Here is a 14,453-nt window from a genome sequence, read left to right on the forward strand (position 1 = left end):
TGTTGCTTCCCTGCCATGCAAAACACCAGCAAACAAAGGGGCTTATACGCTTTGGCCGTCTGTGAAAATGTCGGTGTGTTTCTCACGCGCGCACGCGCGTATCTCTGACAAAATTCAATGATTCCGGTATCACTATGCTGTCCCTGCGGTTAAGGCCGTCTGAAAAGCGGCTCTGTGCGGTGCGGCCATGCGGTTTAATACTAAATCCCGCTCATCGGCTGATTTTCCGGCCATGTATAAAGCGGCATTTTTGATTTCAAGCTGCTTGATCATCTTCAATTGTGCCGCGCTTAAACCGTCTCTATTCAGCTTTGCCCATTTGCCGGTTAACGCCCGATTAATGCGGCATGATTCATTGATGTAAGTGAAACGCCCGGGAACATTACCGGCTGCCGCTTCTGCTTCGTATATCGCTTCACACATCAAGCGGTGGCCGGTTGCTGCTTCTTCCCTTGATGGTTTCCAGTCTTTACCGTCTATCAGTAAGGCCTTGATGGTTTGGTCTGCCCATATTTCAAACTCAAGACTGATAAAACGGGCAAAACACACCATTAAATCAGGGTGCAGCCATGTGCCGCCGTTATGCCGCCCGCGTTTGGTCTGTATCAATTCGGGACAGTCGGCAGGGTTGAATGGTGTTTTTAAATCCCCCGTTTTCGGGGTATTTAAAAAACCGTGTTTAGCTGCGATTGCGCGTATGTAGTCCTGATTGCGACGTCTCTCGAAAAACTTATCAAGCCGCTTGCCGTGGTATTCTGCTATTTCGGTAGCGTTAAACCATGCTTCGCGGGTGGCATGAATGGACAAGCCTTGATAGTCGAGTGTGATCGGTTTCATCATGCCGCCCCTTTCTCTGCTGCCAGTGTGTAGATACCGCGTTTAACGGTTCTGCCGCGCTTGTTGATATGCGGCTGCATGGTGCAGATAACGGGATAACCGGCACGCCGTAAATCCATGACACGGGCGTTAAATCCCATAATGCCCATCTGCGCGGCCTGATAGCTGGTTAGGCTTTGCCCGCTCTGCAAGATGGCTAGGATTTCGCCGCATTGTGATTCAGGGGAAAAGGGGGTATAGTTCCGGCTTGCTTTGTTGATGCCGTCTGAAATGCCGTTGCTGGTGTTTTGGGCGGTTTCTTTTTTCATGATTCGCCCCCATTAGATACGGTTTGCCGCTTGTTTGGCGATATATTCGTCTATTTCACTTTCCAGCCAGCCGATTGCATTGCCGCTGTCGGATAACTTAAACGGGCGGGGCATATCGGGGTCGTGGCGGCGGTTTTTGGGGTCGAGACGATACCAAAGCGTGCTTGATGAAATGCCAAGACGTTTGATTACTTCGTTTTGTCGTAAGATGGTTGCCATAAATCAATTTCTTTCTGCCCGTGAGGGCGGGGTTGGAATATGGCAAGTTTGCAAGATGAAACAGGGTGGCAGACAATATATGACATACTGTCATGACACCCTGTCATAATTGATTTTATTGATATTTTTATTCGGGCAATCCTAATATTCTTGCTGCTTCATCAGGCCTTCTACTAGATCCTGATAAGTTTGCTTTTTCTTGGAAAGTGATGGAAACACTTTTCTTTAAAGGTTGCTCCCCGGTTTCGTATTTATATTCATGTGCGTGATGTAGCAGGGTTTGAATCAATGCTTCAAACTCTGGAGCAGACTTCCTGTGCTTTTGAATAATCTCTAAATCTTCAGAAAGAACTTGTTTTTGGGTTTCTGATAACTTTTTAATCCGGTCCAATAAAACTTTTAATTGTTTTTTAAGAATCTTATTTTGCTCTCTAAGATTTTTAATCTCATTCTTATCATCAAGAATACTTTTTAGCTCTTCCAAAGCCTCTTTAGCTTCTTCTTTACTTAGAATCCTATCATTCTCTTCTTTTGTACGTATAAATTCATCAATATCTCCACATAAAGGAATATTGAAATATGATTTTAAGTGCTTAGTTACAATGTCCTTTTTCAAAAAATATTTTTGATAATCGTTGTAACTGACCCAGTTAGGATTATCTTCGGTCGAACCTGAATCAAAAGCATTATATATAGCTACAAATTTTAAAAAGTTATAGAAAGGTCTTTCTATATCAACTTGTATGTATTCATCTGAAATAGTTTTTTCAAATGCAAATTCATCAATATCTCCGTAAGCATTAATATCATCTAAATAAACACGCTTATATCCCTGTAATAAATATTTAGCTGTATTAGCAAGGCTAGGGGTTTCCTCGTCTAGTGATTGAACAAAAAGAATAATATCTTCAAGCAAAATATATTGGTCTTTTTCTGCTTTTAGCTTGTCATTAATAAATCCCATTTCTCAAACGCTCCCAAAACGTCAATTCCCTGCAAAATAGAAAACCACACCAACAAGACTAGGGATTGCCCTGTTTTCGCCTTTGGTAGCTAATCGCGGGCTAGGTGTGGCTGTAAACTTTTCAGACGGCCTATTCTCGGCTGCCTGTTTCACTCTCGATCATCTCGCGGGCTTGGTTATACCGTTCCCGCAAATAATCTGAATACCATTGCATCATTTCTACTCTATGCGGCCAGTATTCCGCCCGATTGTAAGCGGCGCGGATTTTATCTTTCGGCACATGGGCAAGCTGGCGTTCTATGGCATCGGGGTTAAAGTCCTGTTCGTTTAATACGCTGCTGGCCAAGCTGCGGAATCCGTGCGGTGTGGCCGTGCCTTTATATCCTAGCCGCTCGATAATTCGGTTTAGGGTGGCTTCGCTGATAAATCCTGCCGTTTTTGTGCGGCTGGGGAATAAATAAGGCGTTTGTCCTGTGTGGCCGTGTAGCTCTTGCAGTAATTCCAGCGTCCAATCTGAAAGCGGTATCACATGGGAGCGGGGTAGCTTCATTCGCTCGGCGGGGATAGTCCATGTTTTCGCCTGCCAGTCTATTTCATGCCATTGGCCGCTGCGTAATTCGGTGCTTCTTACGAACACCAGCATAACCAGCATTACGGCTATGCGGTTTTGCGGATCAATATCGGCCAATATCAAGCGGCGGTAAAACTCGGTCAGTTCTTCACGGGGCAAGGCGGGTAAATGGCGGGTTTCCGCTTTGGCCAAAAAGCCGCGTAATGGGGCGGCGGGGTTACGGTCGGTTATCTCAAGCATGGCGGCATAGCCATATACGGCGGCTATCCATTGCCTGATTTTTTCAGCGGTGGCGGTTGCATTGCGGGCGGCTATGCGCTCGATTACGGCTTTCACGTCTGCTACGGCTATACCGTCTATCTGTTGCCCGCCGATATACGGGAAAACGTCTTTTGAAAAGTGATTGAGAATGCGGGCGGCATTGTCGGGCTTCCAGCGGTGCAGGTTCTCGCTATGCCATCGGCGCGTTATTGCTTCAAAGGTATTGAGTAGGGCTGCCTGCCGCTCTTGCTTGGCCTGTTGCTTAGCTGCGCTGGGGTCTTGCCCTGTTGCAATCAGGCGGCGGGCATTTTCGGCGGCTTCTCGGGCTTCGCTCAAAGAAACGGCGGGATATTTTCCGATTGAAAGTAATTTCTCTTTGCCGTCTATGCGGTATTTCAGCCGCCATAACTTCCCGCCCGCTGGTGTAACCTGTAAAAACATGCCTTTGCCATCTGCTAGTTTGTATGGCTTGGCGGCGGGCTTGGCATTCTTTATTTGGCGGTCATTTAGCGGCATTTGGGGGTATTTTTTTAGGGGTGTTTTTCAGATACCCCTAAATATACCCCCGTTTTTTGGTTTATTCAATTAGACGGGATTTTACTGTATTGGATAATTAAGGCCGCCTGAAAACACCCTTAATCGGGCTGAAAGCCTTGTTATACTTGAATCTTGGTTTATGGCGTTAGACGGTATTAGACGTAAAAAAACAGCCCGAAAATTGGGCTGTTTTCTTTTGATGGTGCCGACAATGAGACTTGAACTCATACGACCTAGGGTCACTACCCCCTCAAGATAGCGTGTCTACCAATTCCACCATGTCGGCAATAAACTTTAAATTGTATTAACGCGTGCTTTATTTGGTAGGTGCAGCAGGCGTTTGTTGGGTATTTTGAGCCGGAGCGTTTTGTGTTTGCGCCGGTGCGGTTTGTTGTACGGTGCTGAAATCCAAACCGTGTTTGTGGGTATGGGTGCTGATGTACACCATAGCCATGCAGGTTGCAAAGAAAATGGTTGCTGCGATGGCGGTGCTGCGGCTTAAGAAGTTGGCGTTGCCAGCCGAACCGAATACACCTTGGGCGCTACCGCTTCCGGAACCGAATGTTGCGCCGGCATCTGCGCCTTTGCCATGCTGCATTAAAACCAGCACGATAACTGCTAAGGCGGAGAAGATGTTGATAATCCAAATAACGGTTTTAAAGGCTTCCATAATCTTTACGAATCTTGTGCGGCATCGATAATGGCGGTAAAGGAGTCGTAAGACAAGGAGGCTCCGCCTACTAAAGCACCGTCTACATACGGCACGGCAAAAATGTCTGCTGCATTGTTGGCATTGACGCTTCCGCCGTAAAGGATGCGAATATTAACATCGTTGCCGCACAATGACAAGATTTGTTTGTGAATAAAAGCGTGCATTTCTGCGATTTGATCGGTTGTGGCAACTTTGCCGGTGCCGATGGCCCATACTGGCTCGTAGGCAACGGCGATATCTTTGGTATTGAGGCCTTCTAAAATGGAGAGTTGGTGGGCAATGATTTCTTGCTCTTTGCCGGCTTCGCGTTCTTCAAGGCTTTCGCCGACGCACAATAAGGGAGTGAGGCCGACATTTAATACGTTGACCATTTTTTGGCGTTGTATTTCGTTTTTTTCACCGAAATACAGGCTGCGTTCGGAGTGTCCGATTAAGACGATATCGACGCCGATGTCGGCCATCATTTCGGCGGATACTTCGCCGGTGTAGGCTCCGTTATTGGGAAAGCGGCTGACGTCTTGGGCGCAGGTGAGAATGCGGTTGTTGAGCACAATCTGCATGGCGTTGTGCAGTTGGAGCAGGTAAACGGTGGGGGCGGCCAAGCCGATGAGGACTCGGTCTGTGGTGGGCATGATGCGGAAACGGTGCATCAGGGCGTTGTTGCTTTGCAGGCGGCCGTTCATTTTCCAGTTGCCGATAACCCATTTTTTATCCCACATGATTGGTTCCTTTGTTTACTTGCAGAATATTCGGATTTTAACGCACATTGCCGTGCTGTGTGGCGGTTTCGTGGGTTGGGAATGGGAAGTGGATATGCTTTTTTGTTGAATTTTATAAAAATTTTATTTGATTTGAAGGCAGTGTGGGGAGGCTGCGATTGAAGCTTTGGTGTTGGGTGTATGGATTGATGGAAGGTGTTGTGTGGTAATCGGCTTGACCGTATAAATGGCTTGCCGCGACAATACTGCCCGTTTTAGAAAATTTAAACGGAATGAAATGAGTATGCACGAGCTTCATGTAGAGAGTACGGACAAAGCTGAAATTTATAAGGAAATTCTGCCGCAGATTGAATGCTTGATTCAGGATGAAACGGATTTGATCGCGAATTTAGCCAATATTGCTGCGGTATTGAAAGCGGCATTCGGTTGGTTGTGGGTGGGTTTTTATTTGGTTGATGCTGAAAAACGCGAATTGGTGCTGGGGCCGTTTCAGGGGCCGTTGGCTTGTACGCGGATTCCTTTCGGCAGAGGGGTGTGCGGGCAGGCTTGGGCGCGGGAAGAGACGATAGTAGTTGAAGATGTTAACCTGCATCCCGACCACATTGCTTGTTCGTCGTTATCTCAGTCTGAAATTGTGGTGCCCGTGCGCAATCGTTCGGGGCAGCTGATTGCGGTATTGGATGCGGATGCGGAAACAACGGCTTGCTATGACGGTACGGATGAATATTATTTGAACAAGTTGGCTGAAATGATTGCGGCGAATCAAGCGTGAGGCCGTCTGAAAAATACTGTTACACCGCTGTGAAAACCATTATAATCATGCGTTGTATTTGATGTAGCGGTTTATCTCTTGAATAATAATCATGTTTTCTCCTGCCGAGCGGAGGAGGGAGCGGTCAAACCACCCCAAAAGTAATCACGGAGCACGGAATGAATTTTGAACAAGCGCGTTTCAATATGGTAGAGCAACAAATCCGCCCTTGGGATGTGTTGGATTTTGATGTTTTAGATGCGTTGAGTGAAGTTCCGCGCGAATATTTTGTGGCTGAGTCGCAGCAGGCTTATGCTTATGCAGATAAAACTTTGCCGTTGCCCAACGGCGGCAGTATGTTGGAACCGAAGATTGTGGCGCGTTTGATTCAGGGCTTGGCTTTGAAAGCGGACGACAAAGTACTGGAAGTGGGCACCGGCTCGGGTTATGCGGCAGCTTTGCTGAGCAAACTCAGCGCTAATGTGATGACAGTGGATGTGGATGCTGAGCAGCAGCAGCGCGCTAAAGCGGTGTTGGACAAGCTCGGTTTTAACAAGATCATTTATGAGGTTGGCGACGGCTTGGCGGGTGCGCTGGGCGGTGCGCCTTTTGATGCGGTATATATCGGCGGCGCGGTGCCGGTTGTGCCAGAAGCGTTGAAAAACCAGTTGAACAACAACGGTGGCCGTATGGTTGTGGTGGTGGGTGAAGCGCCTGTTCAACGTGCTTTGCTGATTACCCGCAACGGTGATGCGTTTGCCGAGCAAGTGTTGTTTGATACTTATATTCCGCAATTGAAAACGCCGACCTTATCGCCGACAGCTAAATTTAATTTCTAAATTTGATGGTGAGGCCGTCTGAAATATTTTTCAGACGGCCTCATTCTATTGATAACAGAATGAACACCGACGCAATAGTCGGCAAGGAAAGTAGAAGACGATGATTCCGCAAATTACGCCTATTGAATTGAAACAGTGGATGGCAGACGGTATGGAGTTTGTTTTGCTGGATGTGCGCACGGATGAAGAGCTGGCGTTGTGTTCGCTGCCCAATCATACCCATATTCCTATGAACATGATTCCGATGCGCCACAATGAGCTGCCGGACGATGTGCCGATTGTGGTGTATTGCCATCACGGTTTGCGCAGTCTGCACACGGCCATGTATTTGGCGGACGCCGGTTTTGAGCAGCTTTATAACTTGCAGGGCGGCATTGATGCTTGGTCGGTGTTGGTCGATTCGCAAGTGCCGCGCTATTGATGGAGCCTTATCAAATCGAAATTCAGACGGCCTCTTGAGGCCGTTTTCTTTTGGGTGCAGGTATTTTGCCGTGCAAAGTTCTGTGAAGCTTTTTTGAATAGATGTTTAATGTTGAAACGGTTTGCGGTTTTTTGTGTATGCCGCAGTGATGTTGAGTGCGAAAGATGAGGCCGTCTGAAAAACGCTATATGGGAAACAGGCGTGTGGCGGCTTGCGGTCGGGCCGGCATTTTTTATTTTGATATCATTGAATCAAATTAATATTCTTTAACTTGATGACAATCGGGCAGATGAACTTTTCTTTTTTCATCCTTTCTCACAAGCACATGTCTCGGACATGACTTTCATAGATTTTATAAAGGATATACAGATGAAAAAGTTTGCTTTACTCGTATCTATGGCAGCGATGTCTGCCGCTGTGATGGCTGCTCCTGCTGAAAAAACAGCTAAAAAGCCGGAAGAGGCTAAAGTGTCTTCTTCTAAAGCAGCCAATAAAGCCGCTAAAACCAAAAGCACTACTGCTACCCCGATGGACGCTTCCGGCGTGAACGCTGCGAGCGGTGTCGTTAAGTAACTGCTAGGCCGAAGGGGGCTTCGGAATAACGGTTCGAACGATGTTTGAGGTGCCGTTTGTCCTCAGCCTCTTTGCCTAATCTATCCGACCTGCCGGAATCCGGCAGGTTTTTTGTTTCTTATGGGTTGGTGCAGCTTTTCCTAAAGACGGTGTGATGCGGGCATGGCGGTGTTATATAATGTGACGGCCAAGCCGCCTTTTGGGTGGGCTTGGTTTATTGTATTGTTTCTCTGCCCGAAAGATGGTTATGCGCCCGACTTCTTCTATGCTCAGTGAAAAGCAGATGGCTTTTCTGCTGGCTTTGCTGGTGGCTTTGATGCCGCTGTCTGTGGATACTTATCTGCCTGCGATTCCCGATATGGCGAAAAGTTTGGGGGCGGATATCCACCGTATCGAGCAGAGTTTGAGTGCGTTTCTGTTTGGCGTGGCGGCCGGGCAGATTGTGGGCGGGTCGTTGTCGGATATTAAAGGACGGCGCATCATTGCGCTGGTGGGCTTGGTGATATACACCGCCAGCGTGGCGGGTTTGGCGGCCGCTCAAACGGTTGAACAGTTGCTGCTGCTGAGGCTGGTGCAGGCATTCGGTGCGGGCATGGCCGTTGTGGTGGTGGGCGCGACGGTGCGCGATCATTATCAAGGGCGTAAAGCGGCGCAAATGTTCGCTTTAATCGGGATTATTATGATGGCCGCGCCCTTGCTGGCGCCGATGCTGGGCGCGGTGTTGAAAAGCTTGGGCGGTTGGCGGGCGATTTTCGTTTTCTTGGGTGTTTATGCCGTGGCCGTTTGGGGTTTGATTTATGTGTGTTTGGCCAAGCCGAAGCAGACGGGCAAGATAGACAGCAGCATTTTTTCGGTGGTGGCCGGCCGCTATAAACAGGTTTTGAGCACGAAACCCGCTTTGGGTTATCTCTTTTTTCAGGCGTTCAGCTTTTCTTCGATGTTTGTGTTTCTGACCGAATCGTCGTTTGTGTATATGGAGCTGTATCATGTTTCGGCACATGCGTATGCGTGGGTGTTCGGCATGAATATTCTGACTATGGCGGTGTTTAACCGCATCACGGCGATGCGTTTGAAAAACGGCACTCATGCGCAGGATATTTTGAAGTGGGGCATTGCGGTTCAGCTGGCGGCGAATGCGCTGATGTTTGTGTCGGTATTGTGGTTGAAGCTGCCGCCGATGTGGTGGCTGGTCGGGTGTGTGGTGGTGTCGGTCGGCACGCAGGGTTTGGTTACGGCCAACACGCAGGCCTGTTTTATGGAATATTTTAAGAAAGAGGGCGGCAGTGCCAATGCGGTGCTGGGGGTGTGCCAGTCGGTAATCGGCGCGTCGATGGGTATGCTGGCCACTTGGCTGCACAACGGTACGGCGCTGGTAATGAGCGGCATGATGCTGGTGTGTACGATGGTCGGCATTATTTTGCTGTGGTGGTGTTCGCGCGATGCTTGGCTGGAAAACCGCGGCAGAGAAATGGATTAAGTAGATGAAGATGAGCTTTGAGGCCGTCTGAAAACATAACGGGAGTGTTTTCAGACGGCCTCTTAGTATGCGATTAATGTTAAAATCGGCTTCCTATCCTTTTACCGATACGGACAATAATAATGACGACCGACGATAAACTGTTGCCGCACCGCAATGCAATTGACGAAATAGATGCCACCATTCTGCGCCTGTTGAACGAGCGTGCCGGACACGCCCGCGCCATCGGCGAACTGAAAGGCACGGGCGTGGTGTACCGCCCGGAGAGAGAAGCGGCCGTGTTGCGCCGCATTCAGGATTTAAACCAAGGCCCGCTGCCCGATGAGGCGGTAACGCGCCTGTTTCGCGAGGTGATGAGCGAATGCTTGGCGGTGGAGCGGCCGTTAACCATCACTTATCTCGGCCCCGCGGGCACATTCACCCAGCAGGCAGCCATCAAGCACTTCGGCCATGCCGCGCACACGCAATCGTGCACGACGATTGACGAATGCTTCCGCTTGGTGGAGGCGCGTCAGGCCGATTATGCAGTTACGCCGGTGGAAAACTCTACCGAAGGCAGCGTAGGGCGGGCGTTGGATCTGCTTTCCGTCACGCCGCTGAAAGCTTGCGGGGAAGTGGTTTTGCGGATTCACCACCATTTGCTGCGCAAAAACGGCGATGGTTTGAACGGCATTACCCGAGTTTATGCCCATGCTCAGGCATTGGCGCAATGTCATGAATGGTTGAGCCGCCATCTTCCTGATGCGGTAAGGATTTCCGTGTCCAGTAATGCGGAGGCCGCCCGTTTGGCCGCTGAGGCGGAAGAGGCGGGCGTGGCGGCAATTGCAGGGCAAACCGCTGCTGAAATCTATCAGCTGAACAAGATTGCCGACAGCATCGAAGACGAGCCGAACAATACCACCCGCTTTTTAGTATTGGGGCATCAAAATACTTCGCCTACCGGTCGCGACAAAACCTCTTTGGTGGTTTCTACGCCCAACAAAGCCGGTGCGGTTAATGCGCTGCTCAAGCCTTTTACCGAGCTGGGCATTTCCATGACCAAATTCGAGAGCCGCCCCAGCCGTTCGGGATTGTGGGATTATCTGTTTTTTATCGACATCGAAGGTCATAAAGACGACCCCAACGTTCAGACGGCCTTAACGCAGTTGGCGGAGCGGGCTTCGTTTGTGAAAGTGATCGGCTCTTATCCGCTGGCGGTGATGTAACCATCCGTAAGCGGTTTATCCGAATAAAAAGAAACCTAATCATCAAGGCGGGAAATGCCGATACGATGATTAGGTTTCTTTTTGCTTTTTAGCGCGGGCTTTGAATTATTTGAATAATAAAATCAACACCAAAGCGATAGCCATGACCGCCAGCCACAGGGTTTGCCGTTGCTGGATTTTCACCAGATGGATGTAGGCATCACGCATTTCCTGCTGGCGGTTTTCGTCCACCAGCATATTCAGTTTGCGCGGCAGGGCGGGCAGGATTTGCGCCCAATCCGGAGCTTCGTTTTTCAGGTTGTTGAAAAAAGCTTTCGGCCCGACTTGCTCGCTCATCCATTGGGTGAGAAACGGTTTGGCGGTGGCCCACAAATCCAAATCGGGGTCGAGTTGGCGGCCTAAGCCTTCGATGTTTAACAGGGTTTTTTGCAGCAGCACAAGCTGGGGCTGGATTTCCACGTTGAAGCGGCGGCTGGTTTCAAACAGGCGCATCAACACCAAGCCGAAAGAAATTTGCGACAGCGGTTTGTTGAAAATCGGTTCGCACACCGCGCGCACAGCGGATTCCAGTTCTTCGGCGCGGGTATCGGCGGGCACCCAGCCCGATTCGATGTGGGCGGTGGCGACACGGTGGTAATCGCGGTTGAAGAAGGCCAGAAAGTTGATGGCGAGATAGCGTTTGTCGTAGTCGGTAAGGCAGCCGACGATGCCGAAATCCAGTGCGATGTAGCGGCCGTCGTCGGCAACGAGAATATTGCCCGGGTGCATGTCGGCATGGAAAAAGCCGTTGCGGAACACTTGGGTGAAGAAAATTTCCACGCCGTAGCGGGCAAGCTGTTTCAAGTCGATGCCTTTGGCTTTGAGCGCGGCAATGTCGGCAACGGGCGTGCCGTCCATCCATTCGATGGTGAGCACGTCGCGGCTGCAATAGTCGTAAAACACTTTCGGCACAATCAGCATATCGCTGTTTTGGAAGTTGCGACCCAGTTGGCTGGCGTTGGCCGCTTCGCGCATGAGGTCGAGTTCGTCGTGCAGGTATTTGTCGAACTCCGCCACCACTTCGCGCGGTTTCAGGCGTTTGCCGTCGGCGAAAAGACGCTCTACCCAGCCTGCGCCGAAACGCAGCAAAGCCAAGTCCTGCTCGATTACCGGCAAGAGATTGGGGCGCAATACTTTCACCGCCACCTGTTCGCCGCTGTGCAAACGCGCTTTGTGTACTTGCGCGATCGACGCGCTGGCAACGGGGCGGGTTTCAAATTCGGCGTAAAGTGCGGAGATGGGCTGCCCGAGGGAGGTTTCGATTTGGCGGCGCGAAAGGTCGGCGTCGAAAGGCGGCACGCGGTCTTGCAGCTTGGCCAGCTCTTGCGCGTAGGCGGGCGGAATCAAATCGGGGCGGGTGGAAAGCACTTGCCCGAATTTCACGAAAATCGGCCCCAAGTGTTCCAAGGCCAAGCGTAAACGCACGGGAAGCGGTTCGTCGGCGGCTTCGGCGGATTGCGGAATTTTTTGAAGCGCGGCACGCAGCCAGTTTTGGCGGATATGGCCGGAAACAAGCTCGGCGAGGCCGAAGCGGTAAACGGTTTGGACGATGGTTTTGGTGCGTTTAAGCCATTTCATCATGGTTTTTCAGACGGCATGGGAAAAAAGGGGATTATAAAGCATGAAGGCTCGGGTTTACATGCTCGTGCATAAGAATAAATTCAGGCAAAGGTCTCGGTGCGTTTGGGTAGGCGGGAGAGGCCGTTTGAAAACCAAACAGCGTTTCAGACGGCCTCTGTGCATTGAAAAACCGTCGGCAATTACGGTATATTCCCTATCGGCGGCCGCATTCGGGCGCGGGGTGGAAGGGTGCAAGTTTTGACGGCTTGAGCCGTTTTCACACCGTTCCCCGCCCGCAGCCGTTGCGTCTTGAGCGGCATGCCTGTTGACGACGGGCATGCACACGTTTCAGCTTATCGGACAGTGTTTAGGCCGTCTGAAAAAGTGGTTTCAGACAGCCTGCATGTTATACAGACAATTTCTTCAGGATGATTCACATGCGTAAAATTATTCTTGCTTTACTGGTATCGGGTTTGCCGTTTGCTGCATCGGCCGCCGATAATATCGACAAACAACTGCTCGCGATGGCAGGAAACTACGAAATCGGCAAGCCCGAGCAACGCATCAAGAAAATCACATACAGCATTGCCGAGCAAAACAATCAAGACAACCAAATTCAAATCAATCAACAGGTTGAGAAATTCTCCAACGTGAGCATATTTTCCTCGTCCAACAGCCACGTTAAAAACAAAACCACATCTGTGAAAGGCCGCCCGAACGCGAAAAGCCTGATTCTGCTCAACCATTGGGAGCTGCGTTGGAAGATGGACGAAGGTGCGTTTACCACCCAAAACCTGCACATTTCTCCGCCGCCGGTGCAATGGAGCAAGCAGGGCGGCGACTTCCAAAGCTCTGCCGTGCTGGTTGATAAAAACGGCCAGATTTTCTTAAAAGAACAATGCCGCTTGGGTGCACAGCAAGATGCGCAACAGCTTCACAGCCAGCTCAAAGGTGCCGTGCAGCAGGCGCAATGCAAGATGACTTTGAACAACGAAGCGGGCACGCTCAATATGTCGCAGGATTTTGAAGGCTATTATCTGCCCGGCGCTCAAATATTTATCCCGCGCACGCTGGTGGTGACGAACAACAGAACCGGCAGAATCGATAAAGTCGTTTATCAGATTGATAAGATCAACTAAGCGCTTGAAAACCGTCGCATAGGAAACCGGCGGCACAGATGGCCGTCTGAATATTCAGACGGCCTCATTTTTCAACAGCCTGAGACCTTTGCAAAACCCCCAGATGTGGATGCAGTTCAAGACGTAGCAGCGCAGCGAGTGCAGACATATCATACAGATAGGCAAACGAGCGAGCAGCGCACTACGCAGAAATGCGCCGCAGATGGGGGTTTTGCATAGGTCTCAGCCTGAAGAAGCTGTAAACACAACGCCTGCCGCTTTATATTCACAGGAACCCACGCCATGACCACTTCCCATCCCGATTCACGCGCGCGTTTGTTGAAGCTCGCCACTTACGCCTCCACGTCCACCGCGCTTTTGCTGGTGGGTTTGAAGGCGGCGGCGTGGCTGTTTAGCGGTTCGGTGAGCATTTTGGCGAGCTTGGCCGATTCTCTCACCGATTTGGCGGCTAGCGTGTTTAATCTCTTTGCCGTGCGCTTGGCGTTGCGGCCTGCCGATGCCAACCATGCTTTCGGGCACGGCAAGGCGGAAGGTTTGTCGGCATTGGCGCAATCTGCGTTTATCGGCGGTTCGGCGTTGTTTTTGCTGCTGAACGCGCTCAACCGGCTGATGGATCCCGAGCCTGTGCAGCATACGGGCTGGGGCATTGCCGTGATGGTGGTGTCGGTGGTGATGACGGCGGCTTTGGTGCTGTTTCAGCGTTATGTGTTGAAGCAGCAGGCTTCTCAAGCGGTGGCGGCGGATAAGCTGCATTATGTAACGGATTTACTGTCGAATTCGGTGGTGTTGGCGGCGCTGGTGATGGCTGCTTACGGCTGGCATCAAGCCGATGCTTGGCTGGCTTTGCTGCTGTCGTTGTGGATTGGAAAAAGCGTGTTCGATATCGGCCGCGACGCGGTTCGCACGCTGATGGATCAATCGCTGCCGCCGCAAGAAGTTGACGCCATCCGCAGCGCAGTGTCGGCTTTGCCCGCCGTGCAAGGCGTACATGATCTGAAAACCCGCCGTTCGGGCGGCACGGTGTTTGTGCAGCTGCATATTGATTTGGACGCAGCCATGACGCTGGAGGCTTCGCATCAAGTGGCGAAAGCGGCGGCGGCCGAGGTGAGAAGTTTGTTTGCAGACGCCGATGTGCTGGTGCATACCGATCCCGTGTGAAGCATGAGTGCGGCGGGTTCGCTTTTTAAGGGATAAGCGAGCCTTCCTGCGCGGATACAACAATTCAAGCAGCGTTACCGCCCGATTCTCCTATACCGTTCTGACGGTATTCTGATTTTTCTTTATCATCTCTTTCTTGATTATTTTTAAAGAAACCATATTC

16 protein-coding genes and 1 tRNA gene are annotated in these 14,453 nt (G+C 50.5%); 8 read left to right on the forward strand and 9 right to left on the reverse strand.

The window, feature by feature from the left end:
• Positions 1–132 precede the first annotated feature (132 nt).
• The 8 genes from CKV66_RS05260 to tpiA all read right to left on the reverse strand — a co-directional run bounded on the left by CKV66_RS05260 (position 133) and on the right by tpiA (position 5,128).
• Positions 133–840 (reverse strand): KilA-N domain-containing protein, encoded by a 708-nt coding sequence (locus CKV66_RS05260; protein ID WP_085363112.1) that lies wholly within the window; start codon positions 838–840, stop codon positions 133–135.
• Entirely contained in the window at positions 837–1,145 is a 309-nt protein-coding gene (locus CKV66_RS05265; protein ID WP_085363113.1) for a helix-turn-helix domain-containing protein, read from the reverse strand. Before CKV66_RS05265 ends, CKV66_RS05260 begins: the two co-directional genes overlap by 4 nt.
• Before the next feature lie 12 nt (positions 1,146–1,157).
• A complete protein-coding gene (locus tag CKV66_RS05270; protein ID WP_085363114.1) occupies positions 1,158–1,364 on the reverse strand; it encodes a helix-turn-helix transcriptional regulator in 207 nt (68 codons plus the stop codon).
• A gap of 127 nt (positions 1,365–1,491) precedes the next feature.
• On the reverse strand, positions 1,492–2,328 hold the full coding sequence (locus tag CKV66_RS05275) for a hypothetical protein (RefSeq protein WP_085363115.1): 837 nt from the start codon (positions 2,326–2,328) through the stop codon (positions 1,492–1,494).
• Positions 2,329–2,458: 130 nt separating this feature from the next.
• On the reverse strand, positions 2,459–3,676 hold the full coding sequence (locus tag CKV66_RS05280; RefSeq protein ID WP_085363116.1) for a tyrosine-type recombinase/integrase: 1,218 nt from the start codon (positions 3,674–3,676) through the stop codon (positions 2,459–2,461).
• Positions 3,677–3,897: 221 nt separating this feature from the next.
• A tRNA-Leu gene (locus tag CKV66_RS05285) sits at positions 3,898–3,983 on the reverse strand.
• 30 nt (positions 3,984–4,013) lie between these two features.
• The gene (secG, locus tag CKV66_RS05290) at positions 4,014–4,367 is read right to left on the reverse strand and encodes a preprotein translocase subunit SecG (protein ID WP_085363117.1); all 354 of its coding nucleotides are present in this window, start codon (positions 4,365–4,367) and stop codon (positions 4,014–4,016) included.
• Positions 4,368–4,372: 5 nt separating this feature from the next.
• Positions 4,373–5,128 carry a triose-phosphate isomerase gene (gene tpiA, locus CKV66_RS05295; protein WP_085363118.1) on the reverse strand — a complete coding sequence of 252 codons (756 nt, stop codon included), beginning with the start codon at positions 5,126–5,128 and terminating at the stop codon, positions 4,373–4,375.
• A gap of 283 nt (positions 5,129–5,411) precedes the next feature.
• On the opposite strand from tpiA, the gene CKV66_RS05300 reads away from it, so the two are divergent.
• The 6 genes from CKV66_RS05300 (at position 5,412) to pheA (ending at position 10,394) form a co-directional block, all read left to right on the forward strand.
• Entirely contained in the window at positions 5,412–5,900 is a 489-nt protein-coding gene (locus CKV66_RS05300) for a GAF domain-containing protein (protein ID WP_085363119.1), read from the forward strand.
• 158 nt (positions 5,901–6,058) lie between these two features.
• Complete coding sequence (locus tag CKV66_RS05305; RefSeq protein ID WP_085363120.1) at positions 6,059–6,718, forward strand: protein-L-isoaspartate O-methyltransferase family protein; 660 nt, start codon at positions 6,059–6,061, stop codon at positions 6,716–6,718.
• Positions 6,719–6,818: 100 nt separating this feature from the next.
• Positions 6,819–7,139 carry a rhodanese-like domain-containing protein gene (locus CKV66_RS05310; protein WP_085363121.1) on the forward strand — a complete coding sequence of 107 codons (321 nt, stop codon included), beginning with the start codon at positions 6,819–6,821 and terminating at the stop codon, positions 7,137–7,139.
• 369 nt (positions 7,140–7,508) lie between these two features.
• Positions 7,509–7,712: a hypothetical protein gene (locus CKV66_RS05315; RefSeq protein WP_085363122.1), complete on the forward strand. Its 204-nt coding sequence runs from the start codon at positions 7,509–7,511 to the stop codon at positions 7,710–7,712.
• Between the two features lie 247 nt (positions 7,713–7,959).
• Entirely contained in the window at positions 7,960–9,189 is a 1,230-nt protein-coding gene (locus CKV66_RS05320; protein ID WP_231990527.1) for a multidrug effflux MFS transporter, read from the forward strand.
• A 122-nt stretch (positions 9,190–9,311) separates the two neighbouring features.
• Complete coding sequence (gene pheA / locus CKV66_RS05325; RefSeq protein ID WP_085363123.1) at positions 9,312–10,394, forward strand: prephenate dehydratase; 1,083 nt, start codon at positions 9,312–9,314, stop codon at positions 10,392–10,394.
• Positions 10,395–10,499: 105 nt separating this feature from the next.
• Here pheA and ubiB read toward each other — a convergent pair whose 3' ends face one another.
• Positions 10,500–12,011, reverse strand: coding sequence for a ubiquinone biosynthesis regulatory protein kinase UbiB (gene ubiB / locus CKV66_RS05330; protein ID WP_085363124.1), 1,512 nt, complete (start codon positions 12,009–12,011; stop codon positions 10,500–10,502).
• Positions 12,012–12,430: 419 nt separating this feature from the next.
• Between ubiB and CKV66_RS05335 the strand changes: the two genes are divergently transcribed.
• Together CKV66_RS05335 and CKV66_RS05345 are read left to right on the forward strand one after the other, a co-directional pair.
• On the forward strand, positions 12,431–13,132 hold the full coding sequence (locus CKV66_RS05335; protein ID WP_085363125.1) for a hypothetical protein: 702 nt from the start codon (positions 12,431–12,433) through the stop codon (positions 13,130–13,132).
• Positions 13,133–13,414: 282 nt separating this feature from the next.
• The gene (locus tag CKV66_RS05345) at positions 13,415–14,290 is read left to right on the forward strand and encodes a cation diffusion facilitator family transporter (protein WP_085363127.1); all 876 of its coding nucleotides are present in this window, start codon (positions 13,415–13,417) and stop codon (positions 14,288–14,290) included.
• Positions 14,291–14,453: the final 163 nt, after the last annotated feature.

Source organism: Neisseria zoodegmatis, from assembly GCF_900187305.1.
Classification (GTDB): domain Bacteria; phylum Pseudomonadota; class Gammaproteobacteria; order Burkholderiales; family Neisseriaceae; genus Neisseria; species Neisseria zoodegmatis.

Bases quoted from the DNA above. Each gene is read 5' to 3' on its own strand.
- CKV66_RS05265 (WP_085363113.1), bottom strand. From the start codon at position 1,145: ATGAAAAAAGAAACCGCCCAAAACACCAGCAACGGCATTTCAGACGGC.
- CKV66_RS05315 (WP_085363122.1), top strand. From the start codon at position 7,509: ATGAAAAAGTTTGCTTTACTCGTATCTATGGCAGCGATGTCTGCCGCT.
- CKV66_RS05345 (WP_085363127.1), top strand. From the start codon at position 13,415: ATGACCACTTCCCATCCCGATTCACGCGCGCGTTTGTTGAAGCTCGCC.
- CKV66_RS05260 (WP_085363112.1), bottom strand. From the start codon at position 840: ATGATGAAACCGATCACACTCGACTATCAAGGCTTGTCCATTCATGCC.
- tpiA (WP_085363118.1), bottom strand. From the start codon at position 5,128: ATGTGGGATAAAAAATGGGTTATCGGCAACTGGAAAATGAACGGCCGC.
- CKV66_RS05270 (WP_085363114.1), bottom strand. From the start codon at position 1,364: ATGGCAACCATCTTACGACAAAACGAAGTAATCAAACGTCTTGGCATT.
- CKV66_RS05305 (WP_085363120.1), top strand. From the start codon at position 6,059: ATGAATTTTGAACAAGCGCGTTTCAATATGGTAGAGCAACAAATCCGC.
- secG (WP_085363117.1), bottom strand. From the start codon at position 4,367: ATGGAAGCCTTTAAAACCGTTATTTGGATTATCAACATCTTCTCCGCC.
- CKV66_RS05310 (WP_085363121.1), top strand. From the start codon at position 6,819: ATGATTCCGCAAATTACGCCTATTGAATTGAAACAGTGGATGGCAGAC.
- CKV66_RS05320 (WP_231990527.1), top strand. From the start codon at position 7,960: ATGCGCCCGACTTCTTCTATGCTCAGTGAAAAGCAGATGGCTTTTCTG.
- pheA (WP_085363123.1), top strand. From the start codon at position 9,312: ATGACGACCGACGATAAACTGTTGCCGCACCGCAATGCAATTGACGAA.
- CKV66_RS05275 (WP_085363115.1), bottom strand. From the start codon at position 2,328: ATGGGATTTATTAATGACAAGCTAAAAGCAGAAAAAGACCAATATATT.
- CKV66_RS05335 (WP_085363125.1), top strand. From the start codon at position 12,431: ATGCGTAAAATTATTCTTGCTTTACTGGTATCGGGTTTGCCGTTTGCT.
- CKV66_RS05280 (WP_085363116.1), bottom strand. From the start codon at position 3,676: ATGCCGCTAAATGACCGCCAAATAAAGAATGCCAAGCCCGCCGCCAAG.
- CKV66_RS05300 (WP_085363119.1), top strand. From the start codon at position 5,412: ATGCACGAGCTTCATGTAGAGAGTACGGACAAAGCTGAAATTTATAAG.
- ubiB (WP_085363124.1), bottom strand. From the start codon at position 12,011: ATGAAATGGCTTAAACGCACCAAAACCATCGTCCAAACCGTTTACCGC.